12 protein-coding genes and 1 pseudogene are annotated in these 19,612 nt (G+C 58.9%); 5 read left to right on the forward strand and 8 right to left on the reverse strand.

Features of this window, described 5'->3' with window-relative positions; all coding sequences use genetic code 11:
- Window positions 1-57 precede the first annotated feature (57 nt).
- From B5526_RS39200 to B5526_RS29815, 4 genes and pseudogenes are all read right to left on the reverse strand, one after another.
- Window positions 58-1,197 (reverse strand): annotated as a pseudogene (locus tag B5526_RS39200) (glycosyltransferase family 4 protein); the annotation flags it as partial.
- Window positions 1,198-1,295: 98 nt separating this feature from the next.
- Window positions 1,296-2,720 carry a hypothetical protein gene (locus B5526_RS29805; RefSeq protein ID WP_079543343.1) on the reverse strand — a complete coding sequence of 475 codons (1,425 nt, stop codon included), beginning with the start codon at window positions 2,718-2,720 and terminating at the stop codon, window positions 1,296-1,298.
- A gap of 46 nt (window positions 2,721-2,766) precedes the next feature.
- Entirely contained in the window at window positions 2,767-4,134 is a 1,368-nt protein-coding gene (locus tag B5526_RS29810) for an O-antigen ligase family protein (RefSeq protein WP_079543344.1), read from the reverse strand.
- A gap of 381 nt (window positions 4,135-4,515) precedes the next feature.
- Entirely contained in the window at window positions 4,516-8,973 is a 4,458-nt protein-coding gene (locus tag B5526_RS29815; RefSeq protein WP_079543345.1) for an NF038122 family metalloprotease, read from the reverse strand.
- A 507-nt stretch (window positions 8,974-9,480) separates the two neighbouring features.
- Between B5526_RS29815 and rfbF the strand changes: the two genes are divergently transcribed.
- From rfbF to B5526_RS29835, 4 genes are read left to right on the forward strand one after another with little or no spacing between them, the layout of a single operon-like run.
- On the forward strand, window positions 9,481-10,251 hold the full coding sequence (gene rfbF / locus B5526_RS29820; protein WP_079543346.1) for a glucose-1-phosphate cytidylyltransferase: 771 nt from the start codon (window positions 9,481-9,483) through the stop codon (window positions 10,249-10,251).
- Complete coding sequence (rfbG, locus tag B5526_RS29825) at window positions 10,248-11,321, forward strand: CDP-glucose 4,6-dehydratase (RefSeq protein WP_079545572.1); 1,074 nt, start codon at window positions 10,248-10,250, stop codon at window positions 11,319-11,321. Before rfbF ends, rfbG begins: the two co-directional genes overlap by 4 nt.
- Window positions 11,322-11,352: 31 nt before the next feature.
- A complete protein-coding gene (locus B5526_RS29830) occupies window positions 11,353-12,597 on the forward strand; it encodes a class I SAM-dependent methyltransferase (RefSeq protein WP_244562095.1) in 1,245 nt (414 codons plus the stop codon).
- Window positions 12,598-12,629: 32 nt separating this feature from the next.
- Window positions 12,630-13,595 carry a Gfo/Idh/MocA family protein gene (locus B5526_RS29835; RefSeq protein WP_154071524.1) on the forward strand — a complete coding sequence of 322 codons (966 nt, stop codon included), beginning with the start codon at window positions 12,630-12,632 and terminating at the stop codon, window positions 13,593-13,595.
- Window positions 13,596-13,648: 53 nt separating this feature from the next.
- Here B5526_RS29835 and B5526_RS29840 read toward each other — a convergent pair whose 3' ends face one another.
- A complete protein-coding gene (locus B5526_RS29840) occupies window positions 13,649-14,374 on the reverse strand; it encodes a class I SAM-dependent methyltransferase (protein WP_197688374.1) in 726 nt (241 codons plus the stop codon).
- An 11-nt stretch (window positions 14,375-14,385) separates the two neighbouring features.
- A complete protein-coding gene (locus B5526_RS29845) occupies window positions 14,386-15,435 on the reverse strand; it encodes a glycosyltransferase family 2 protein (RefSeq protein WP_079543349.1) in 1,050 nt (349 codons plus the stop codon).
- A gap of 269 nt (window positions 15,436-15,704) precedes the next feature.
- Here B5526_RS29845 and B5526_RS29850 point away from each other — a divergent pair, with 269 nt between their 5' ends.
- Complete coding sequence (locus B5526_RS29850; RefSeq protein WP_154071525.1) at window positions 15,705-17,408, forward strand: hypothetical protein; 1,704 nt, start codon at window positions 15,705-15,707, stop codon at window positions 17,406-17,408.
- A 50-nt stretch (window positions 17,409-17,458) separates the two neighbouring features.
- Here the strand turns inward: B5526_RS29850 and B5526_RS29855 are convergent, their stop codons facing one another.
- Both B5526_RS29855 and B5526_RS29860 read right to left on the reverse strand, forming a co-directional pair.
- Window positions 17,459-18,541 (reverse strand): class I SAM-dependent methyltransferase, encoded by a 1,083-nt coding sequence (locus B5526_RS29855; protein ID WP_079543351.1) that lies wholly within the window; start codon window positions 18,539-18,541, stop codon window positions 17,459-17,461.
- 247 nt (window positions 18,542-18,788) lie between these two features.
- Window positions 18,789-19,610, reverse strand: coding sequence for an NAD-dependent epimerase/dehydratase family protein (locus B5526_RS29860; protein WP_079543352.1), 822 nt, complete (start codon window positions 19,608-19,610; stop codon window positions 18,789-18,791).
- Between the last annotated feature and the right edge of the window lie 2 nt (window positions 19,611-19,612).

A 19,612-nucleotide genomic window follows, 5' to 3' on the forward strand; every position in this document is an offset into this window, starting at 1 on the left:
CCCGGTACGCCGCAGGTATTTGTCGACTGGCGACAATGGCTGGACGTCGCCCGAGTATGCCAACGTCAAGTCGTCATAAAGCTGGACAATCGAGCTTCCGATAATTTTCGCGGAAAGCTTGCTGACGACCAGTTGCCGCGCGGCATTACCGTATCGTGCGCGTAGTTCGGACGATCTGGCGAGACGCATGATTGCTTGCGCTAGTGCCGTCGGATCTTCGATCGGCACCAGAAGACCGGTTTGCTCGTCAATGACGACCTCGCGGCAACCGGGCGCGTCGGTTGCGATCATGGGTCGTCCGCACGCCGCTGCTTCGAGCAGGCTCACTGGCAGGCCTTCCCGGTGCGAAGGCAGCACCGCAAAGTGACAGCTTCGCCATAACGAGACGATATCTTCGATGTGTCCCAGCCAGGTGATCCCGGGCCGGCGGCTCCACTCTTCCACCTCTTCCAGCGCGATAGAAGTTGGATTGGCGGGGTCGAGATCCCCTGCGATGATCAGATTGGCATCGTGGCCGTGCTCACGCAGAATGCTATGGGCAGACACCAATGCCCGGATGCCTTTGTCGGTCAGGAGGCGTCCCGCGAAGCCGAAGGTAATAGGCCCTTCCGGTTCCGGCAGCGGCTGCAGGGCGTCCGTATCGACGCCTGAACCTGGGATGAGAACCATTCGCTCCTGTTCGATTCCAAGATCGTCAAGCGCCGAGCGATCATCGGGGTTCTGAACCAGAACGAGACTGCGTTTGCGATTTAGAAGCCAGGGTAGCAGCCATCTCATGCTTTCCTTTAACAGCCGCGTTCGCCAGGTTGTCGACGTAAAGATGTAGCCAAGTCCGGTGATGGCATTGACTTGCAGGAGATTTTTGCCGAAGGCCGCAATCGACCCATAGACGCAACATTGCAAACCCGCATGATGCACGATTTGCGGTTTAATTTTCTTCTCGACCCGCCGAAGCGCAAAGATGGTCGGAAGTGCTGCGAACGGAGACAATTCCCCGCGCCGGAAGGGTATCCGGTGCAAAATGAAGCCCTCGGCCTCGATCGCCTTCGCGCCCTTGTTTACCCGTGTCGCGACATGAACTTCGAAGCCCGCCTCACGCGCGGCGCGCGCCATCGGCAGACGATTAAGCAGGAACGCGAAATCCTCGTTCGCGACGTAGAGCAATCGTCGAGGCGAAGAAGCCGTGATCGGGCTCATGCTTTCGGCGTCGGAGAGGTCAGGCGCCTGCAGCGAAGCATCGATCGAGTGGACAGCCATTGCAAAATTATCCCATTCCCTGTGGGTCCGTTCGGACTCTATTTGTGCCGTGTAGCGTTCCCGGCCGGCGACGTCGGGCGTTGCCGGCCGAAATAGCGCGTTGCCGTCACCAACAAGCCGGCCAAGACTGGTGCCAGCAGCAGTCCACCAGAAAACAGCGCAATATTCAACGCGGTAGCCAGGAGCGTAAATACACCAATAAACGTCGCTCCCAGCACGGCGACAGCGACGACGGTCTTGCCATGGACGAGGAAGGCCGCGTCGACTGAACGGCAAACTGCCCCAGCGATCAGGCTAAACACGGCCACGCCGGCGTAGGAGAAGTCAGCCCACGCGTCAGCAATAAAGAGAGCCGGGTTCGTAGTATCATAGGTGCCGTACCATGTGAAAGCCACGATGCTGAAGGCCGGCAAGTAGGGCAGTCCCATCAGCACCGCGACGGGACGGAGATTGGCGCCCCACATGTAGGGATGCGCGTAAGGGAAAGTGGCGAAGTTTTCCAGCAGCGCCTGATTTTCCACTTCGAAGACGCGAAAATAAACGAATTCCAGCCCTGCGATGCCCTGAGAAATTGTCATGATCAGGCGAGTGATCGCGTACAAGACGAGCGCGACAACGCAGGCTCCGCCGAGCGCGGTTCGCCATGTAATCCTGTTCGTGAACGTCAGAAAAACCGCGATCATCAGCTGAATCAGAAAAAATGCCGGCGGCGCTTTGCTGAGAATTTCAAGTTTTCCGATCGCGGTGGCCATGAGCAGCAAAGATGCGGCCAACAACAGCGGCAACGATCTGTTCACCCAGCCTGACAGCAGACCCCAAATGACAAACATCGGAGCAACTGCCCCAAGTACCAAGCGGTAGGAATAATTGGGGCTTCCGGCAAAATGCAACCGAAACGCATTCTTGGCGACATTAAGATCATCGTCCCCTTTAATCGACAGGAAGTTCCAGATCGTTGCAACATGGTGCTCGGCAATCGAAAAAAACAACATGAACGCGACAAGAGATAGAATTAGGATCAGCAGAAAGCGCTGGCTGCCGAGATCATCCTCAAGCGTTTGAGCGTTCCAGTCCGTCAAAGCGATCCGCATCGCCGCGATCCGTTTGGGAATCAACCGATCGACGATCTCGACCCCTGCGATGATGCCCAGATACATTAATGCAATTGAAAAATTCATCGCAGTGACGACGGCGCCTAAATCCAGGCCTTTCGCCTTGATGGCCGCAAAGATTGCATGTGGTGCGCCGACCGAACCCGACAACAGGTGGATCAAATACGCGCGTTCGCCGGATGAAAGCGTATAGCTCAAACATGCGGGCCCGTAGATCAGCAACAGCGATCCGACCAGCATGGTGGTCGTCGTCAAGAACAGGCGCAATCTGAATATCAGGTAAAGTGCCGCGGCGACCATGGCAGCGGCTGCAGTGACGTAGCTTGCCGTAAGCGCACTCATTTCCTGCATGAAGCTGAACCGTTGTCCACGAACCCGCGACTTTCTGAAAGAAGCTTTAGGAGAGAACCTGAGCGCCGTGTCTCGGATCGAGTTTTTCCCTCGATGGCGTCAAGCCGGGAGCCAAGGCGTCATCCATCCGTCTCAGCGCAATAATTCCGACCGTAAGCGCGAAAAAGAATTGGTCCAAATATGCGATAGCAAATGCACCGGAAAACTCGGAGCCTGCGATGTGGAACACATACATGGATACGGCCGCTTTCTGCGCCAGCGTAAGCGAGGGCCAGTGCCTCAGCGAGATGACCAAGGGAGATAACGTAAGAACGCTGAACAGCAACAGTCCGGCAATTCCGGCTTCGTAAAGCATTTCGAGGTGCACATTATGGGGATAGACTCGGGAAGCTATGGTGCGGTGAAGCGGCCAATCCGGAGGGCCGTAACCCTCGTCCACGGGATAAATGCCGATCCCTCGACCGAACAACAGTCGATTCGGCTCGGCGATGATGCGGTGCCATGCTTGCGACCATATCTCCAGTCGTAGGCCGGGAGTCGGGTTGTGAATTTCTCGAATCGTGCGGGAAATCGCATCGGCAGCGACCCCATCGATGTCTCGATCGTGAAGCGCGCGTTCGTAAAACAGGCCTGATGCAACGGTCCCCACCGCGACGACGGCAATGATACCAAAGACGGCGAGCTTTTTTGAGCGAACCCAGATGGCTGCGCTCGCCAGAAAGATCAGACTACAAACGAACGCGATCAGCGCGCCCCTCGCTGAGATATGAACCAAAACCACCAGAACGACCGGCAAGGCGCAGATCGAAAGAATTCGCCAAGCTCGATTTGAACTTAGTCCGAGTGCCGCAAGCGCGGCCAACCCCAGCATTATGCCGATCTCCTGCTGGAATGCGATATATATGATCCGATCTCCGACGCCGAAGATATCCCTGAGATAGCCGTCCTGCATAAGTACACCGAACCGGATGATGTGCTGGACGAGCACGACCGAAAAGATTGCTCCGGCGCCCAGCAACATGACCAATACCGGTCTCAAGGCACGCGCAGCCGCAAAACCAAAAATAATGAAGAGCCCATGGAAAATCAGGATACCAAGCAAGTGCGTGGTCGGGACGGCCGGCCGAGAATAAAAAAGGAAGTTGGCAATAACCAAGCCGTAAAACAATGCCAACAAGAGAAGAATGTCGGGAACCTTGGTCGCCATGTCATATAAAGGGCGCCAACCAATTGCGATCAGCGTAACCCCGAGCACGCTGGCTACCGCAAAAATACCCGTTGAGCCAATGAAATAAAATGGCAAAAACATCTTTGCAAATGCAGCGGTGGTGACTACCGCCGCTGTCACTCCCGCAAGGGGACCTTTTTCATCTTTCGTGAAATAGAGGAACTGCCGAGGTGAGTCAGTCGTCATCTGGTCCACGAGATCAAGTTAGCGAGATCGGGCGTCGACAGCGAAGTGCCGATGGAGCGAACAGTCATTTCGAAATCATCTCATTCTCGTCGACCGGTTCGGATTCCACGCGCTGTGAGCCGGATGTTCGATCGGCGATCTCGAGGGTAAGCCCCGCAAATACCAGGTTGCCATCCCGGAGAAACCCCATCTGGAACAAGAGACGAGCCTCAACTGCGATCTCAAGTCAACTGGGGGGATTTTAGAATTTTTGGAGGGCCCTATGGCAGGGATTACGGCGGTCGCCTACGCAAAACAGATTTTTTGCCAACCGCTACGCCGCCCCGGTGCGTCATGGCGGTTCAGTCGGCCCCTGGCGCGCAGGACCCGAACCATCAATCCTTACGCCAAATGAAAGTCACTTTGGTGCGCCAGCAATTGCGCGGCGGTGACGTGCTGAATCATGATCGCGTCGTGCGCGGCATCCGTAATGACGGCATTGCCATGGCCGTCGTCATGGATTGCCGCGAGAAGAGCTGTCATGTTTGCGAAGATCGACTGGCTGATCTGGATCGTGTCCGTTGCCGGGTCGAAGTTCGCGATCGTAACGTGGCCAAAATTCGGCGCGAAGACGAACGAATCTTGGCCTGCTGTCACGAGCAGGTTCGACGGGCTGGTGCCGGCGGCTTGGCCGGCCGGACCGCCCTGGGAGACCGACTGGCCGGATGTCGGCTGACCGTATACGATGATTGCATCGCCATTGTCGTTCGCGAATTTGAAGTTGGCCTGCGAATATTCTCCAGCGAATTTGAGATTGATCGTCGTCGTTCCGTCGCTGACATTGAGGATCCCGTTGGAACTGTCATAGCTGGACTGAACCGTACTGTAATTCATGCCGCGCAGATCGATCTGATCCGAGCCAGCTAGGGTACCGTCCCCAGTGAAGCCGGTGATCTCGCCGGCGAATGTCGAAGGCGTATCCAGGATTAAAATACCGGCTGAGCTGGTAAAGGTTACCGGGGCGGAGCTCGTGCCGGCCAGCTCGAGCGCTGCCGGGCTAGTCGAAGCAGGAATGCCGATCACACCGTCGCCGTTCAGGTCCTGATGGAAAACGGTCTCGATCGATTCCAGCGCGGTGTCGGTGCCAGACACGAGGGTGGCGAGAAACGAAACGAGGTTTCCATTGCTGTCGGTGTTCCACACCGTGTACTGATCGCCGCCTAGGTTCTTGTAGGCCACGTCGTAGCCGCTGGCCGTTTGTACAGCGCCGATCGGCGCCCAGGCACCAAACTGACCCGCCACGACCGGCGCGCCGCCAATTTTTAGCGAAGGTCCAACCCCACCGGTGTAAAGATAGTAGCTATTTCCAACCTCGACCAGGCTGGTCGATCCGTCCGTCTGGATCACGGTCGTGGGCGGACCAATCAATCCGTCACCGTTCAGGTCCTGGTGGAAAACGGTCTCGAGCGATTCCAGCGCGGTGTCGGTGCCAGACACGAGGGCGGCGAGAAACGAAACGAGGTTTCCATTGCTGTCGGTGTTCCACACCGTGTACTGATCGCCGCTTAGGTTCTTGTAGGCCACGTCGTAGCCGCTGGCGGTTTGTACAGCGCCGATCGGCGCCCAGGCACCAAACTGACCCGCCACAACCGGCGCGCCGCCAATTTTTAGCGAAGGTCCAACCCCACCGGTGTAAAGATAGTAACTATTTCCAACCTCGACCAGGCTGGTCGATCCGTCCGTCTGGATCACGGTCGTGGGCGGACCAATCAATCCGTCACCGTTCAGGTCCTGGTGGAAAACGGTCTCGAGCGATTCCAGCGCGATGCTGCTGCCAGACACGAGGGCGGCGAGAAACGAAACTAAGTTGCCATTGCTGTCGGTGTTCCACACCGTGTACTGATCGCCGCTTAGGTTCTTGTAGGCCACGTCGTAGCCGCTGGCCGTTTGTACAGCGCCGATCGGCGCCCAGGCACCAAACTGACCTGCCACAACCGGCGCGCCGCCAATTTTTAGCGAAGGTCCAACCCCACCGGTGTAAAGATAGTAACTATTTCCAACCTCGACCAGGCTGGTCGATCCATCTGTCTGGATCACCGTCGTGGGCGGACCGATCAATCCGTCACCGTTTAGATCTTGATGGAAGACAGGCTCGAAAGATTCCAGCGCGATGCTGCTGCCAGACACGAGGGCGGCGAGAAACGAAACGAGGTTTCCATTGCTGTCGGTGTTCCACACCGTGTACTGATCGCCGCTTAGGTTCTTGTAGGCCACGTCGTAGCCGCTGGCGGTTTGTATAGCGCCGATCGGCGCCCAGGCACCAAACTGACCCGCTACAACCGGCGCGCCGCCAATTTTTAGCGAAGGTCCAACCCCACCGGTGTAAAGATAGTAACTAGTTCCAACCTCGACCAGGCTGGTCGATCCATCTGTCTGGATCACCGTCGTGGGCGGACCGATCAATCCGTCACCGTTTAGATCTTGATGGAAGACAGGCTCGAAAGATTCCAGCGTGACGCTACTGCCCGACACGAGGCTGGCGAGGAACGAAACCAGGTTGCCGCTGCCATCGGTGTTCCACACCGTATACTGATCGCCGTTCACGTTCTTCCAGGCTATGTCGTAGCCGCTCGTCGTCTGTATCGCGCCGATCGGCGCCCAGGCACCAAACTGACCCGCCACGACCGGCGCACCGCCATATTGCAGCGATGGCCCAGACCCGCCGTTGTAAAGGTAATACTCGTTGCCGACTTGCGTCAGGGCAGTCGATCCATCTGTCTGGATCACGGTCGTGGGCGGACCGATCAATCCGTCACCGTTTAGATCTTGATGGAAGACAGGCTCGAAAGATTCCAGCGTGACGCTACTGCCCGACACGAGGCTGGCGAGGAACGAGACGAGGTTGCCGCTGCTATCGGTGTTCCAAACCGTGTACTGATCGCCGTTCAGGTTCTTCCAGGCTACGTCGTAGCCAATCGCGGTTTGCTCGGCGCCGATCGGTGCCCAGGCGCCAAACTGACCTGCCACAACCGGCGCACCGATGTATTTCAACTCGGGGCCGACCCCGCTGCTGTTATTGTCAAGGTAATAGTTATTGCCGACCTGAACGAGGCTGGTCGAACCAAACGCCTCGATCACCGTTGCGGTGGGACCCGTCACCGAGAAGCTTTGCCAGGTGCTCCACAACGTTCCGTCATTGACACGAACCTGCAGCAAATCCGTGCCGCCTGCGGTCTGATAGGTCAGCTGCGAAAGCTGCGCCGCCGTCACGTCGATTTCTTGATTGTTCGCCTGCACCACCCCGTTGAGGACAAAGTGGCCGTTGCCGGCATCCTTGAGCGCGTAGCTGGCGATCGCGTCACCGTCAGGATCTGAAGCCGCAAACAGCGAAGAGGTTGCAACGGTTGTGAGATTGGCATCCAAAACCACGTTCGCAGCCGTCACCACCGGTGCGCGGTCGATCGCGATTTGCGACGTTGTGCTAAGGTTGGATGTTCCGTCGTTGACAGTCCAACTCACGTTGCGCAGCGGATGGCTTCCGGTCGAAGAATCGGTACCCGCATCCTGGTAGGTGATCTCGCTGAGCAGCGTTTCGTAAGCGGCAATCGAGATGTTGCCCACCAGGTTCAAGGATTTGGTGACGTTGTTCCAGCTCACCGCGACGAGGCCGCCATCGACCGTGCCGCTTTGCTGGCCGTTGATGTAGAGTTCGTCGCCTGCAACCGCGCTGCCGCCCGCGTTAGCAATCTTGGTTGTCGCGCTGGACAAACTTGCGCTTGCCAGATCCGTGATTGTTGGCGGCCCGCTTAGAAGCGCAACGGCAACTCCCCCCTGTATCGCCTGGGACGTTGTAGCGGCGACGACGATCCCCTGGGGCGCCGTATGAAAGCCCAGCGCATCGAGTTGCTCTTTATCGGCGTTCGTGAGAGTCTGAGTGGTGCTACCGGTATAGAATTCGTTGAACGGATCGTTGTAGCCCTGCACGCCGCTGTTGAGGAAATCGCTGGCATCGGAGATCTGGCCGTAGTCGGCCAATTTCGTATTACCTCCGTCCACTGAAAAATAGGCGGCCGGGGCAGTGGCGCCGCCCTCGATCAACCGCGCGCCGGCTGAGGTGAAACGGAAAAAGTCGAAAATATCGGGTTGCGGACCCTCAGCTTGCGGCACACCCGGGACCGGACCATAGGGAACGCGGCCCATCGCGTGGGTCAGTTCATGAAGCGCAACGCCAACCAGCAAGTTCGGACTGATATCGGTTGCAAAGGTAGCGCTGCCGTCGTCGGTGGTGGTGTCGTTCGCCCCAAGCAGCCCGAACAGTTTCAGCTGCGCATTCCAGACCGCGACACTGGACTGACCCTGAAACGATGAGCCGCCCGGCAGTGTATTAAAGACCGTGTCGCCGGGCGTGGCGTTGTTGATCAAGGCGGCCCTTACCGACGAATAGCTTTCGTACAGGCCGTTATCGGGACCGGCAGCAGCGCCACCGCCGGTTCCGCTATAATCGATTTGTATGTTGACGGTGATCTTGTCAGAGATTGCCGCCGTCAATATCGATGCCGCCTGCTGTATGCCAGCGCGAAAACTCGCGGGCGCCGCCATAGCTGCGGAATCGAACAACAGATTAATAGTGATGCCCCCGGACGTCGCCGCGGCGAGGGTAAAGGTTCCGCTTTGCGCGCTTTGGGCCTGGATTGCTTCGTTGGTAAGGGCAGTCGGCGGTATCGCTACGGGGGCGCTGGCGGACCGGTGCCAGCCGCCGTCGGCGGACGGAGTCGAGAAACTCACATAGATTTGGTCCCACGCCGAGTCGAGCAAGCCGTCGGAGGGGTCATGCGGGTCTGTGACGAACCTGGACCTCATCGCTTAGTCCTTGATCCTCAAGAAGAATTCGGGCCGATCCAATTCATTCCGAAACGTTGACGCCGCAATTTGTGCGGACACGAATGAGTCGCAGTGAAAAAATCACGCCCTCAGTCGATACGGGCAGCATGTTTACCTAGCTGTTAATTTGCAGTTTAGAATTCCGCCGCACGCGAGCAAAAGCGTTGAAGGGGGAGGCGAGGCGGTTCGGATAGACGAACCTCTGGCAGCAACCGAAGCCACCTTTTGGGGGCGCTTCCTCCCCGGCAGAGCGTTTGCCTCGACGAACAATTGTAGAATCCGCCAAAGTCGCCGGGGCTGGCGATTCCGGCCGAAGGGTGGCTGCCACTGGGCGCGGGGTGTTACGGCTTGCGCCGTTCCCCGTGGCCTAATAGAGAGGCGAACAGGAGCTCCGCTATTCTCGGGCGAGGAGCCCGGTGTTTTCGGAAGTTACCCGTGATTGGCCTGGAATCGGAAGGCAGGAATCGTGCAGCAAGAGCGAGGCCGATGAAGGTCATAATTCTGGCAGGCGGCCTGGGCACTCGCCTTGCCGAGGAGACGACGGTTCGCCCCAAGCCCATGGTCGAGGTTGGCGGGCGACCGATGCTTTGGCACATCATGAAAATATACAGCCACTACGGCTTCAACGATTTTATCATCTGCCTCGGCTACAAGGGTTACTTGATCAAGGAATATTTCGCGAACTATTTTCTGCACATGTCCGACGTCACCTTTCACATCGCGGAAAACCGCATGGAGGTTCATCGCGAAACCGCGGAGCCGTGGCGGGTGACGTTGATCGAAACCGGCGATCGAACCATGACCGGCGGACGCCTCAAGCGAGTCTTGCCCTACGTCAGCGGCGACGACGTTTTCGCGCTTACCTATGGCGACGGCGTCGGCGATATCGATCTCCACGCCCAGCTCGCCTTTCACAGAGCGCATGGCCGCATGGCGACCGTCACGGCGGTGCGGCCGGCAAAGCGTTTCGGCGCGATCTCCGTTGAAGGCGACCGCGTGGTCAGTTTCCAGGAAAAGCCATCGGATGATGGCGGGTGGATCAATGGCGGGTTCTTTCTGTTATCTCCCGCGGTCGGCAATTTGATCGCCGACGACGACACGATCTGGGAGCGGGAGCCGCTGGAAGCTCTCGCCCGCACCGATCAGTTGCGTGCTTTCGTTCATCACGGGTTCTGGCACCCGATGGATACGCTGCGCGATCGCACGTTTCTCGAGGAGCAGTGGGAAAGCGGCGCCGCGAAGTGGAGAGTTTGGTGATCGACCAGGCTTTCTGGAACGGACGGCGCGTCTTCCTCACCGGACATACCGGCTTCAAGGGCGCCTGGATGGTGCTGCTACTGCGTTCGCTCGGGGCGGAAGTCAGGGGATTCGCGCTGCCGCCGGACCATAAGCAGGGTCTATTTGAAATCGCCCGCGTCGCGGATGATGTCGATCACCGGATCGGCGACATCCGCGACCCGGCTGCGCTTGAGGCGGCGCTTGCCGAGGCCAAGCCGAGCCTTGTCATCCATATGGCGGCGCAATCGTTGGTGCGGATGTCCTACGATGCGCCGGTCGAAACCTATGCCACCAACATCATGGGCACGGTTCATCTGCTGGATGCGGTGCGGCGGACGACGGGCATCCGGGCAGTCGTCGTCGTCACAAGCGACAAATGCTACGAAAATCGTGGTGTCGCACGCGGCTTCCGCGAGGCGGATGCCATGGGTGGACATGATCCCTATAGCAGCAGCAAGGGCTGTGCTGAATTGGTCACCGCGGCCTATCGGGACAGCTTCTTTCATGCACCAGGGTCTGTTCGGGTGGCGTCGGCGCGCGCCGGCAACGTGATCGGCGGCGGCGATTGGGCGCGGGACCGGTTGGTGCCGGACATGATGCGGTCCTTCATGGACGACAACGTCGTCCGGATACGGTCACCGTCGGCGATCCGGCCGTGGCAGCACGTGCTCGATCCGCTGCTGGGATATCTGAAGTTGGCGCAACACCTTGTCGGCGGGTCCGATGGAGTCGCCGAGGGCTGGAACTTCGGACCGGGTGAGGAGAGCGAAGTTCCGGTGTCGACCCTCGTCGAGCAATTGGCGCGGCGCTGGGGTCCCCGGGCCCGCTGGCAGCTTGACGAGGGCGAGCACCCTCACGAAGCGGCCTATTTGAAGCTCGATTGCAGCAAGGCGCGGACCCGGCTTGGCTGGCGGCCATTGGTCGGACTTGATCTCGCGCTGCAGATGACGTGTGACTGGTATCTCGCGCTGGCCGAAGGTAAGGACATGCGGCAGGTGTCGACGCGCCAGATCGAAAGCGTGATGGAAAAGGCGCTGCATCACGCTTGACCTGATAAGCATCAAGCTGCGGAGATGGAATTTGGCAGAACAAGCGTCGGCGATTACGTCCTGCGAGGTTTGCGGCAGCGTCGATCTGCGGCTTGCGGTCGATCTCGGGTTTCATCCGATGTGCGACGATCTCGTTGCGGTCGGTGATGATCGCGCCTGCAGGGAATATCCGATCGAAATTCTGTTTTGCGATGTCTGTCGTACCGCGCATCAGCGGTTTCAGATCCCGAAGCATGAGCTTTTCCCGGCGACCTATCACTATCGCTCGCGGCATACCGCCGACGTTCTCAACGGGATGAAGGATCTCGTCGCGGCCTGCGAGCAGTCGCTGGGCAGCCTCGCCGCCAAAAAGGTGCTCGACATCGGGTGCAACGACGGCAGCCTGCTGTCGTTCTTCGTCGCGAAGGGGGCGATCGCCTTCGGGATCGAACCGACCGGCGCGGCCGCCGATGCATCGCAACGAGGTTATCCGATCGTCAACGATTTCTTCTCGGAGGCCGTTGCCGAGGATTTCGTGCGACGGCACGGCCGGCCGGACATCGTGACATTCACCAACGTGTTTGCGCATATCGAGGATCTGAAAAGTGTCCTTCGGGCGCTGCAGCAGGTTTGCCAAGAGCACACGCTGATCGTCATCGAAAATCACTATCTCGGGGCCATCCTCGACAAGAACCAGTTCGATACGTTCTATCATGAGCATCCGCGCACCTATAGCTACACCTCGTTCGCGCATATCGCGAAATCGCTGGGCCGCGAGATCGTGCGCGCGGAATTTCCGAAGCGCTATGGCGGAAATATCCGCATTTTCCTGGCCGCGCCGCATGGCCCGTCGCGCGCCGATGACGGGCAGGCGGCGATCGCCAGGGCCGAGGAGCTGTTCGGCCAGCGGTTAGACCAGCTGGCCGGCAAAATCTCGCGTTGGAAAACCAACAAACTGGACGAAATCCGCAGCCTGGTCGCGGAGCATGGTCCAATGCGCGCCAAGGCGTTTCCCGGACGCGCGGCTATTCCGATCAAGATGCTGGGACTGACGACGGCCGATGTCTCTGCAGCCTATGAAAAGCCCGGATCCGCGAAAATCGGGCATTATATCCCAGGAACGCGTATCCCGATTAAATCCGACGATGATTTCGATCCCGGCAAAGCGGATCAGGCGCCCTTATTGAACCTGGCGTGGCATATCACGAACGAGATCAGCAGCTACCTGCGGCAACGTGGCTATGCGGGCAGGATCATCGACATCATTTCGCCGGAAGATTTTCTGGACAAGAGATAGACGGAGGGTTGTCGCATTTCGGGGTCGGCGCCATGACGCGCGATGGGCGAACGATCGCGCTGGTTGGAGGCGGTCGCTGGGGCCGCGTGCACGCGTCGAATTTGGTTCAGCTTCTGACCTCCAGGGATCGCGTGCTCTGGGTTTCTCAACACAACCAGGATGTCCTGCGCAAAAATATCGCGCAATTTTCAGGGGACGGCCCAAAGTTCGAACTGCTGACGCGCCTTGATGAAGCGCTGGTCGAGCGGCCGGCGGCCGCGCTCATCGTCACCGCGCCGGACGCCCACGTCGCCGCGGCTGACGCCTGCTTGCGGCAGGGCATTCATACCTTTGTCGAAAAGCCTCTCGCATTCAGGCTTAGCGATGCACTGTCGCTGGTCGACGCTGCAGCAAGAGCCGATCTGATCCTGGCGCTCGGCGTGCATCTGCTTTCGGCGAGCTACTTGCGCCATTTCAAAAGCCACTTGGCAACGCGGCGCATCGCAGCGATGTCGATCCGCTGGTTCGATCCGGTTCACGAGATGCGTTACGGCGAGACCAAGCGCGCCGACTACTTCACGCCGCTGGCGCACGATCTTTATCCTCATCTCTGGTCCATCGTTCGCGTGCTGGCCGGCACAGGCGTCCAGATCATCACGAGCGCATCGAAGCAGCCCGACGGGTCGATCTCCTTCGAATCTTCGGCGGGTGCGGTGAAGATCGACGCACAATGCGGCCGCGGTACCGGCGTGCGCGAGCGCTGCGTCCGTGTCGTTTTTGAGGACGGCGGAACAGCCGGCATCGATTTCACCGAGGAGCCCGGCACGGCGACGCTGGGCGATGCTGCGTTGCCGCCGGATCCGCTGTGGGGCAAGACCCCGCGCCCTGCGATGGCCGAGGTGCGGGATTTTCTGGCGCAGGTTTCATCGCCGCTACGCGATCGAGAATGGCTGCATTTGGCCGCGAACTGCCTCGACAGCGTGACCGGAGCGGAAGCTCTCAGTGCCAGGCTGGCGTAAGCTGGCGCAAATACCGCAGAGGCCAGCGAGTGACGCAAGCTGGTCCTGGCTATTCATCCCGTGTGCGGCACGCGCGCTGAAACGTAGTATTGCGCCCCCAAGGGAAGCCATCCGATCATCCTGTCGAATGCCCGATAACCAGCGCCATCGAGCGGCGTGAAGAGAATGAAGCGGCTTTCGATTGCCGCGAACTTTGCCTGCGCGACCAGCTTCGACAGCCGTCCCCTGCCAAGCAACACGGCATTCTCGTCGATCGGACAGGTGCGGACAATCCACTGGGTCAGCGGGTTGATTGGATTGTGTTCGAAGATGGCGATCGATCCGCCGGGGCGGACGACGCGCCGCATCTCGTTCAGGAACGCCGGCCATTGCGGCGGCGGGACATGATGCATGACGGCGATGGTGTAGGCTGCATCGAAACTGTTGTCGTCGTAAGGCAGCCGCTCGCCCGCATAGGATTGATAGTCCACCGTCGGATTCATCAGACGGGCTTCCTCGACAACCGTTGCGGCCACGTCGACCGCCGACAGTTTCATTCGCAGCGCGGATTGAATGAGATAGGGATGGATATGACCGTGCCCGCAACCGACATCGAGAACCCTTAAAGGGATCGCAGCCAATGAGGGAGCCTCTTTCTCGACGGCACCCAACAGACCGATCAAATATTCCGCTTTCACGCGTGTGAAGAAGTCGTGCGATTGGCCGCTGAATGCCACCGCTCTGTCGATGTCCGATCGATAGGTTTCCTTGTGCCGGTCGAACTCCTGTGGCGCGTTCATCATGGCCTCGATTAGTTGTCCTGCATCGTTCGTGGCCGATCGGGCGCGGAATATTTGCGTGGAGCGGATTCCGCCGAAGGCATCATGTTGATTGAACGTTCGATGACGGTGGTCGGCCGTACGCGGATCTGCTCATAGATGCGCCCGACATACTCCCCGATCACGCCGAGAAAGATCGCATTCAAGCTGATCCCGAACAGGATGAGGATGGTTGTCGTCGCAAAGCCCTCCGGCCACTCCGTTCCGAAGAACAGCCGTCCGAGAATGTAGAACACACTCGCGAGCGCGGTTGCGAGCGCTATCAAAAGCCCGGCAAACGAGGCCATCCTGAGCGGCGTCGTGGAATGGGCGACAAAGCCATCGACCGCCAGACCGATCAATTTGACCAGCGGGAACTTGCTCTGGCCCTTTTCGCGGACCGCTCGCTCATACGGAACGCCGGTTTGATTGGACGCCAATAGCGAGGTCAGGCCGCGGGTATAGGGCGACGCATCGTCGATACGGCGGAGCTGATCGAGGATGCTGCGATCGACAAGACGGAAGTCGCCGCTGTCGAGCATCAGATTGTCGCTCGAGATTGCCTTGAGCAGTCGATAGTAGAGTTTCCGGCTCCATTGCAGCAACTTGCTCTCGTCGCGAAAACGTCGAATGCCGACCACAACGTCGTGGCCCTGCTCCCACAGCGCCAGGAACTGCGGAAAGATGGCCGGCGGGTCCTGCAGATCGCAGTCGATCTGGATCGCGGCGTCGCCGCGCGCGAGGCGATAGCCGGTCATCACCGAACGCTGAAATCCGAAATTTCGCGCGAAGCGGACCGCCCTGACGCGTTGATCCGATTTTGCTATGGCGAGGATACGCTCAAACGTCGCATCCAAACTGTGATTGTCGGTGAAGATGATCTCGAAATCGTAACGTTCGGCGAGACTTCCGAACACATCCGCGACCGCGGCATGGGCCGCGGCAACGTTCGCTTCCTCGTTATAGACGGGGATGACGACGGAGATCAGCGGCTTTGCTGCCGCTGTCGGTCGATCTGGGTGCGCGATTTCGGCGGTATCCATTTGCGAGGAACTTCAAATGAGCGCGGTTGAGCTACCATAGCTCATATCGCATGCTGCGAATCGAGACCAGCCGCTGGGGCCGTAAATCGACGCCCATCCGCCCGATTGCGGGTCTCGCGGCCGACGTTCCGTTCCGGACTAACCGCGGCCGGGACCGATGCGCCCTTTGACCCTCTCGCGCGGGACACGCTATAGGTTCGGCGGATGCCGTTCATCGCGATTGCGCAAGCGACAGCGGCCAAGACTACCGCAATGGTTGGAATCAGGGAATGCTTCAAGGGTCGGGACTGTGGTGGTGGGAGGATTTTGCGGCCGTGCCGGCCTCGCGCAGAAGGGCGATCACCGGGATCGTTATCGTTCTCGGATTTCTGCTGAGTGGGCTCCTGATCGGCGGGTTGTCTTATTCAAAGATCGGGCTCGTCGATGAGAATGACCTGCCGCAATATGTCGGCACCGAGGGGCATATTGCGTTCAGCCAGATCCCGCGTCTGTTGCTCGAGAAAACCGAGGTCGGTCAATTCGGCCAATCCCAGCGCTTCCGTCCCGTCTATTATCTGACCCGGCTCATCGAGACCGCGTTGTGGGGCCTGGAAGGCGGCTATTGGTACAGTTGGCGCGTTGTGATGTTCGGCGCGGTGATCGCCGCCATGCTGTGGCTCTACACACAATGCACCGGCCTTTTCCTCGGCGCCATCCTCACCGCTTATACGCTTTCATTTGCGATGTGGGTCGACATCTGGACACGCTCGACCGGTCCTTCCGAACAATATGCCGTCTTTGGCAGCGCGATCTTCGCGGTCGGCGCCTGGCAATTCGTGGAACGATGGCGCGCCGGCGAAGGCCTGGATGGTTCCTGCCTGGCGATGGCGGCGGGCGCCATCATCGCGATGGGCTCGAAGGAGAACATGTTGCTGCTGGAATTGCCGTTGCTCGCGGCATTGGCGGCGGGGCTGTGGCACCGACGAATAGGCCGCTTGAGTGCGGTCGCACTGAGCCTCGCGATCGCTTTCGGGGTGTGGGTCGCGTCGTCGATTGCACTCTATTTTGTCGGCGCGAAGGTCGAGGATATCTACGGCAATTCCGTTCACACATCGCTGCTGGGCGCGACATGGATGCGACGCGTCTACGCCGGAGTGCTCGTCATGGCGGTCATCGTCGGTGTGATTGGCCTCGCGCTGTGGAAGATCGGTGCTAAGGACAGGCTTGAGCGGTATCGGCCTCTGGCGTGGCGATATAGTCTGTATGCGTCGGCCATCGCTGGCGTTTTTGTCTTCAACTTTCTGTTTTATACCGGGATGATCCCCGCTGGGGCGCGCTACGATTTCCCGGCTGTTCTGGCGTTGCCGGCGCTGTTGATCCTGTTGCTCGATGGCCTGAGCGAACTCGGAGCGCTTTTTGGTCTTGGCCTTGTTGTGAAAAGGGCGGCCGGTCTGCTGTTGGCGGTCGCATTGATTGCCTATACCGCCCGCGCACCGTGGGAGCTCCCGGCCGCCGTGAAGGCGAACGTCGCGCGTAACTCGGCATTCGAGGCGGGTCTGCGCGAAACTCAACGAGTAGCAGGCGCGCACCCAGAGTGGCCGATCTTCATCAAGAGCTTCAATTTTCTGGATTATGAAGTGATCCAGGCGCTGGGGTATTTCTTTATCGCAAGGTCGATCAACAATCCCCGCTATCTCGTCTACGTTGCAAACCCCTACGGCGAACCTCGCAATGCGTTTCAGTCGGGCCTCGACCAGGCACTGCAGGCGGAGTCGAACAAGGGAATGCTGACGCGGGGATATCTTCCGCTCGCCGAAGCAACAACGCCTTCCAACGGGAAGTGTTACGTCGTTGTCTTGCGCAAGCCTGAGCAGTTCGCGCTGGACCAGGCAAACGGCAAAAACCCGGTCGCCGGCGAAAACTGCGCGCCCATTCCGTTGTCAATCTACTGGGACGACAACAGCCAGATTCACTTTGATCCGCCGAAGCGCTAATCGAACGCCCGACCAAACCGCCAGTACCCAACCGGTTCCAGCCAGGCAATTCAGGCGGTGACCGCGACCGCGGTGTCGGCAAAAATGAACGCGTTCTCCGGCCCGATTTCGCCCGCCGCCATCAAGCCCCGTTCCAGATCAGTCAGGAGTTGCAGCAGCGCAGCGTGGCGCTTGTTGGCGGGGTCGAAGTGATCATAGAAATTTTGATCGAGCGCATGTTGCAATATTCCGCCGCCAAACGGCAGAACTCTGGCTGAAGGAAAGTAGGAATTAATTAGATTGAGGATTTCACTGGATCTAACGCATTCCGAGGGGTCGGTCCGCAGCAAATATTCCTTTGGAGAACGATATACGACGCCAAAGTCGAAACGCTCGTTTTGCCTCCGCAAAATCTTCTTCAGCAAGCGTGACACCGCGCGTTGCCAGGGAGCCCACGACGCCCGCTCCTCGCGCGCGCATATCTCCCACGCTTTCGACATGAGGCGGAACAAGCGGTCGTTCCTGATACCGATCGGTTTGCGCGCCCTCAGTTCCGGCGGCATCATGAAGGCGAGGGCATTGATCAGCTCAAGCTGTCGCGGCGGGTGGGCCATGTAAGACGGACCGACATATTCGCAAGCATAGAGCAGGCCGCCCGGCTTAAGGGTCCGTCGCATTCCATCGAGGACGCCCTCGAGGTTGCTGATGTGATGCAAGGCGCCATTGGCGATGACGAGATCGTAGCCATGTGGCTTCCAGTCATAGTCATTCAGATCTGCCGCCGCGTACTCCATCTTGACAGCAAGGCCTTGCGCCCTTTGACGCGCATGAGCCAGCGCACCTTCCGAAAGGTCCAGGCCGAGGCAATACTCGACCCCCGGCAAGCGCGTGACAAAATAGCGCTCCACGTTACCGAAGCCGCAACACAGGCTGATGATCGATTTGATCGGCCGATTACGCAGAAACTTCTCGATAAAGATATCGATGGAATAAAACGCATTGGCCCGATGAGCTTCGACTTGGTCTTTTCCGAATGCGGTCTCGATGATGTATGGCCTTACCAGCGGCGAAACATAGAAGCCGCCATTCTCCTCGAGCGGTTCGCGGCTCGCCCAATGGTCGGCGACCTGTGAGTTCTCGCTTGCTAAGGTCATTCCGGCTTTCTTTCAGGGGGTCGATGGTCGCGGCCGCGAAAGGCGGACGATCACAAACTATACCATCCCCTGCCTTCTGACTTGAAGAAAAAGTTCCGGACGCGCGGTTTTCGATGGGCGTCTCCTTGCAACGCTCCTTGGCGAGAGTGTCAGGCTCATCGTGAGGGCGGACGCCGCCGACAAGGGGCTCGCTTCGTGTTCGTCCCTGTCGGGGTAGCACATCGGTCGAGCCCCGAAGGCCTCGTGATCAGCCCGGCGAGGCCATCGCCGACAACGTTAGTTCGTGGATAAAAGGCAGCACTGGCCGGGCATTGAAACCGAATTCCGACTGGATCAGGCCAACTTCGATAGGCGTAAAGCGAATGGTTCTCGCTTCCGGCGAAAATGTAGCGGACGCTCCTGACCCTCGGCAGACCTCCCCGATGATATCTGAATTTGTCAGGTTCATGCCGCACGCAACATTGTAGACCGGCTGCGTCCCCTGAGTCGCGATCCGGGTGATGAGCTCCACCGCATCGTCGCAATGGATGTAATCCTTTTCCGAGTCGGGAGTTGTTTGCAGCACGACGTGCTTCCGGATGACAGCATCGCGAATGACGCTGAAGAGGAAATCATTCGAGCCGAAATTGGCGCCGACCACGTTGGAGAGCCGAACGGATCTCGCATTTCTGTCCCTGTATTGCCGGCACAGGGCTTCGCCGGCAAGTTTAGAGAGGTTGAACAGATCTTCCGGATCGCCGGGGTCGACCATGATGGGAGTGCTTTCCGACGTCGTTTTGGTCCGGATGTACACCCGGGTGGACGAAAGATAGGTGAAAGATTGGTATCGGCTTCGAGCCAGGACATGGTTGACGAGGGACACATGTGCATCCACCGTTTCAAACGGACGGGTTCGGAAGTCCGCGGTCGTGCCGGCGCAATAAAGCACGTGTCCGAGTTCTCTACCGAGACTCTTAAGGTCGCCTTTGGCGGGCGTCGTGCAGATCGATCCGGAGGAGCGGAGGTAGGACGCAAGCAAAGAGCCGATGAAGCCGGCGCCACCGATGACCGTAAACCTGTTGCCCGGCATGT

The sequence above is a fragment of the Bradyrhizobium lablabi genome (assembly GCF_900141755.1).
Classification (GTDB): domain Bacteria; phylum Pseudomonadota; class Alphaproteobacteria; order Rhizobiales; family Xanthobacteraceae; genus Bradyrhizobium; species Bradyrhizobium lablabi_A.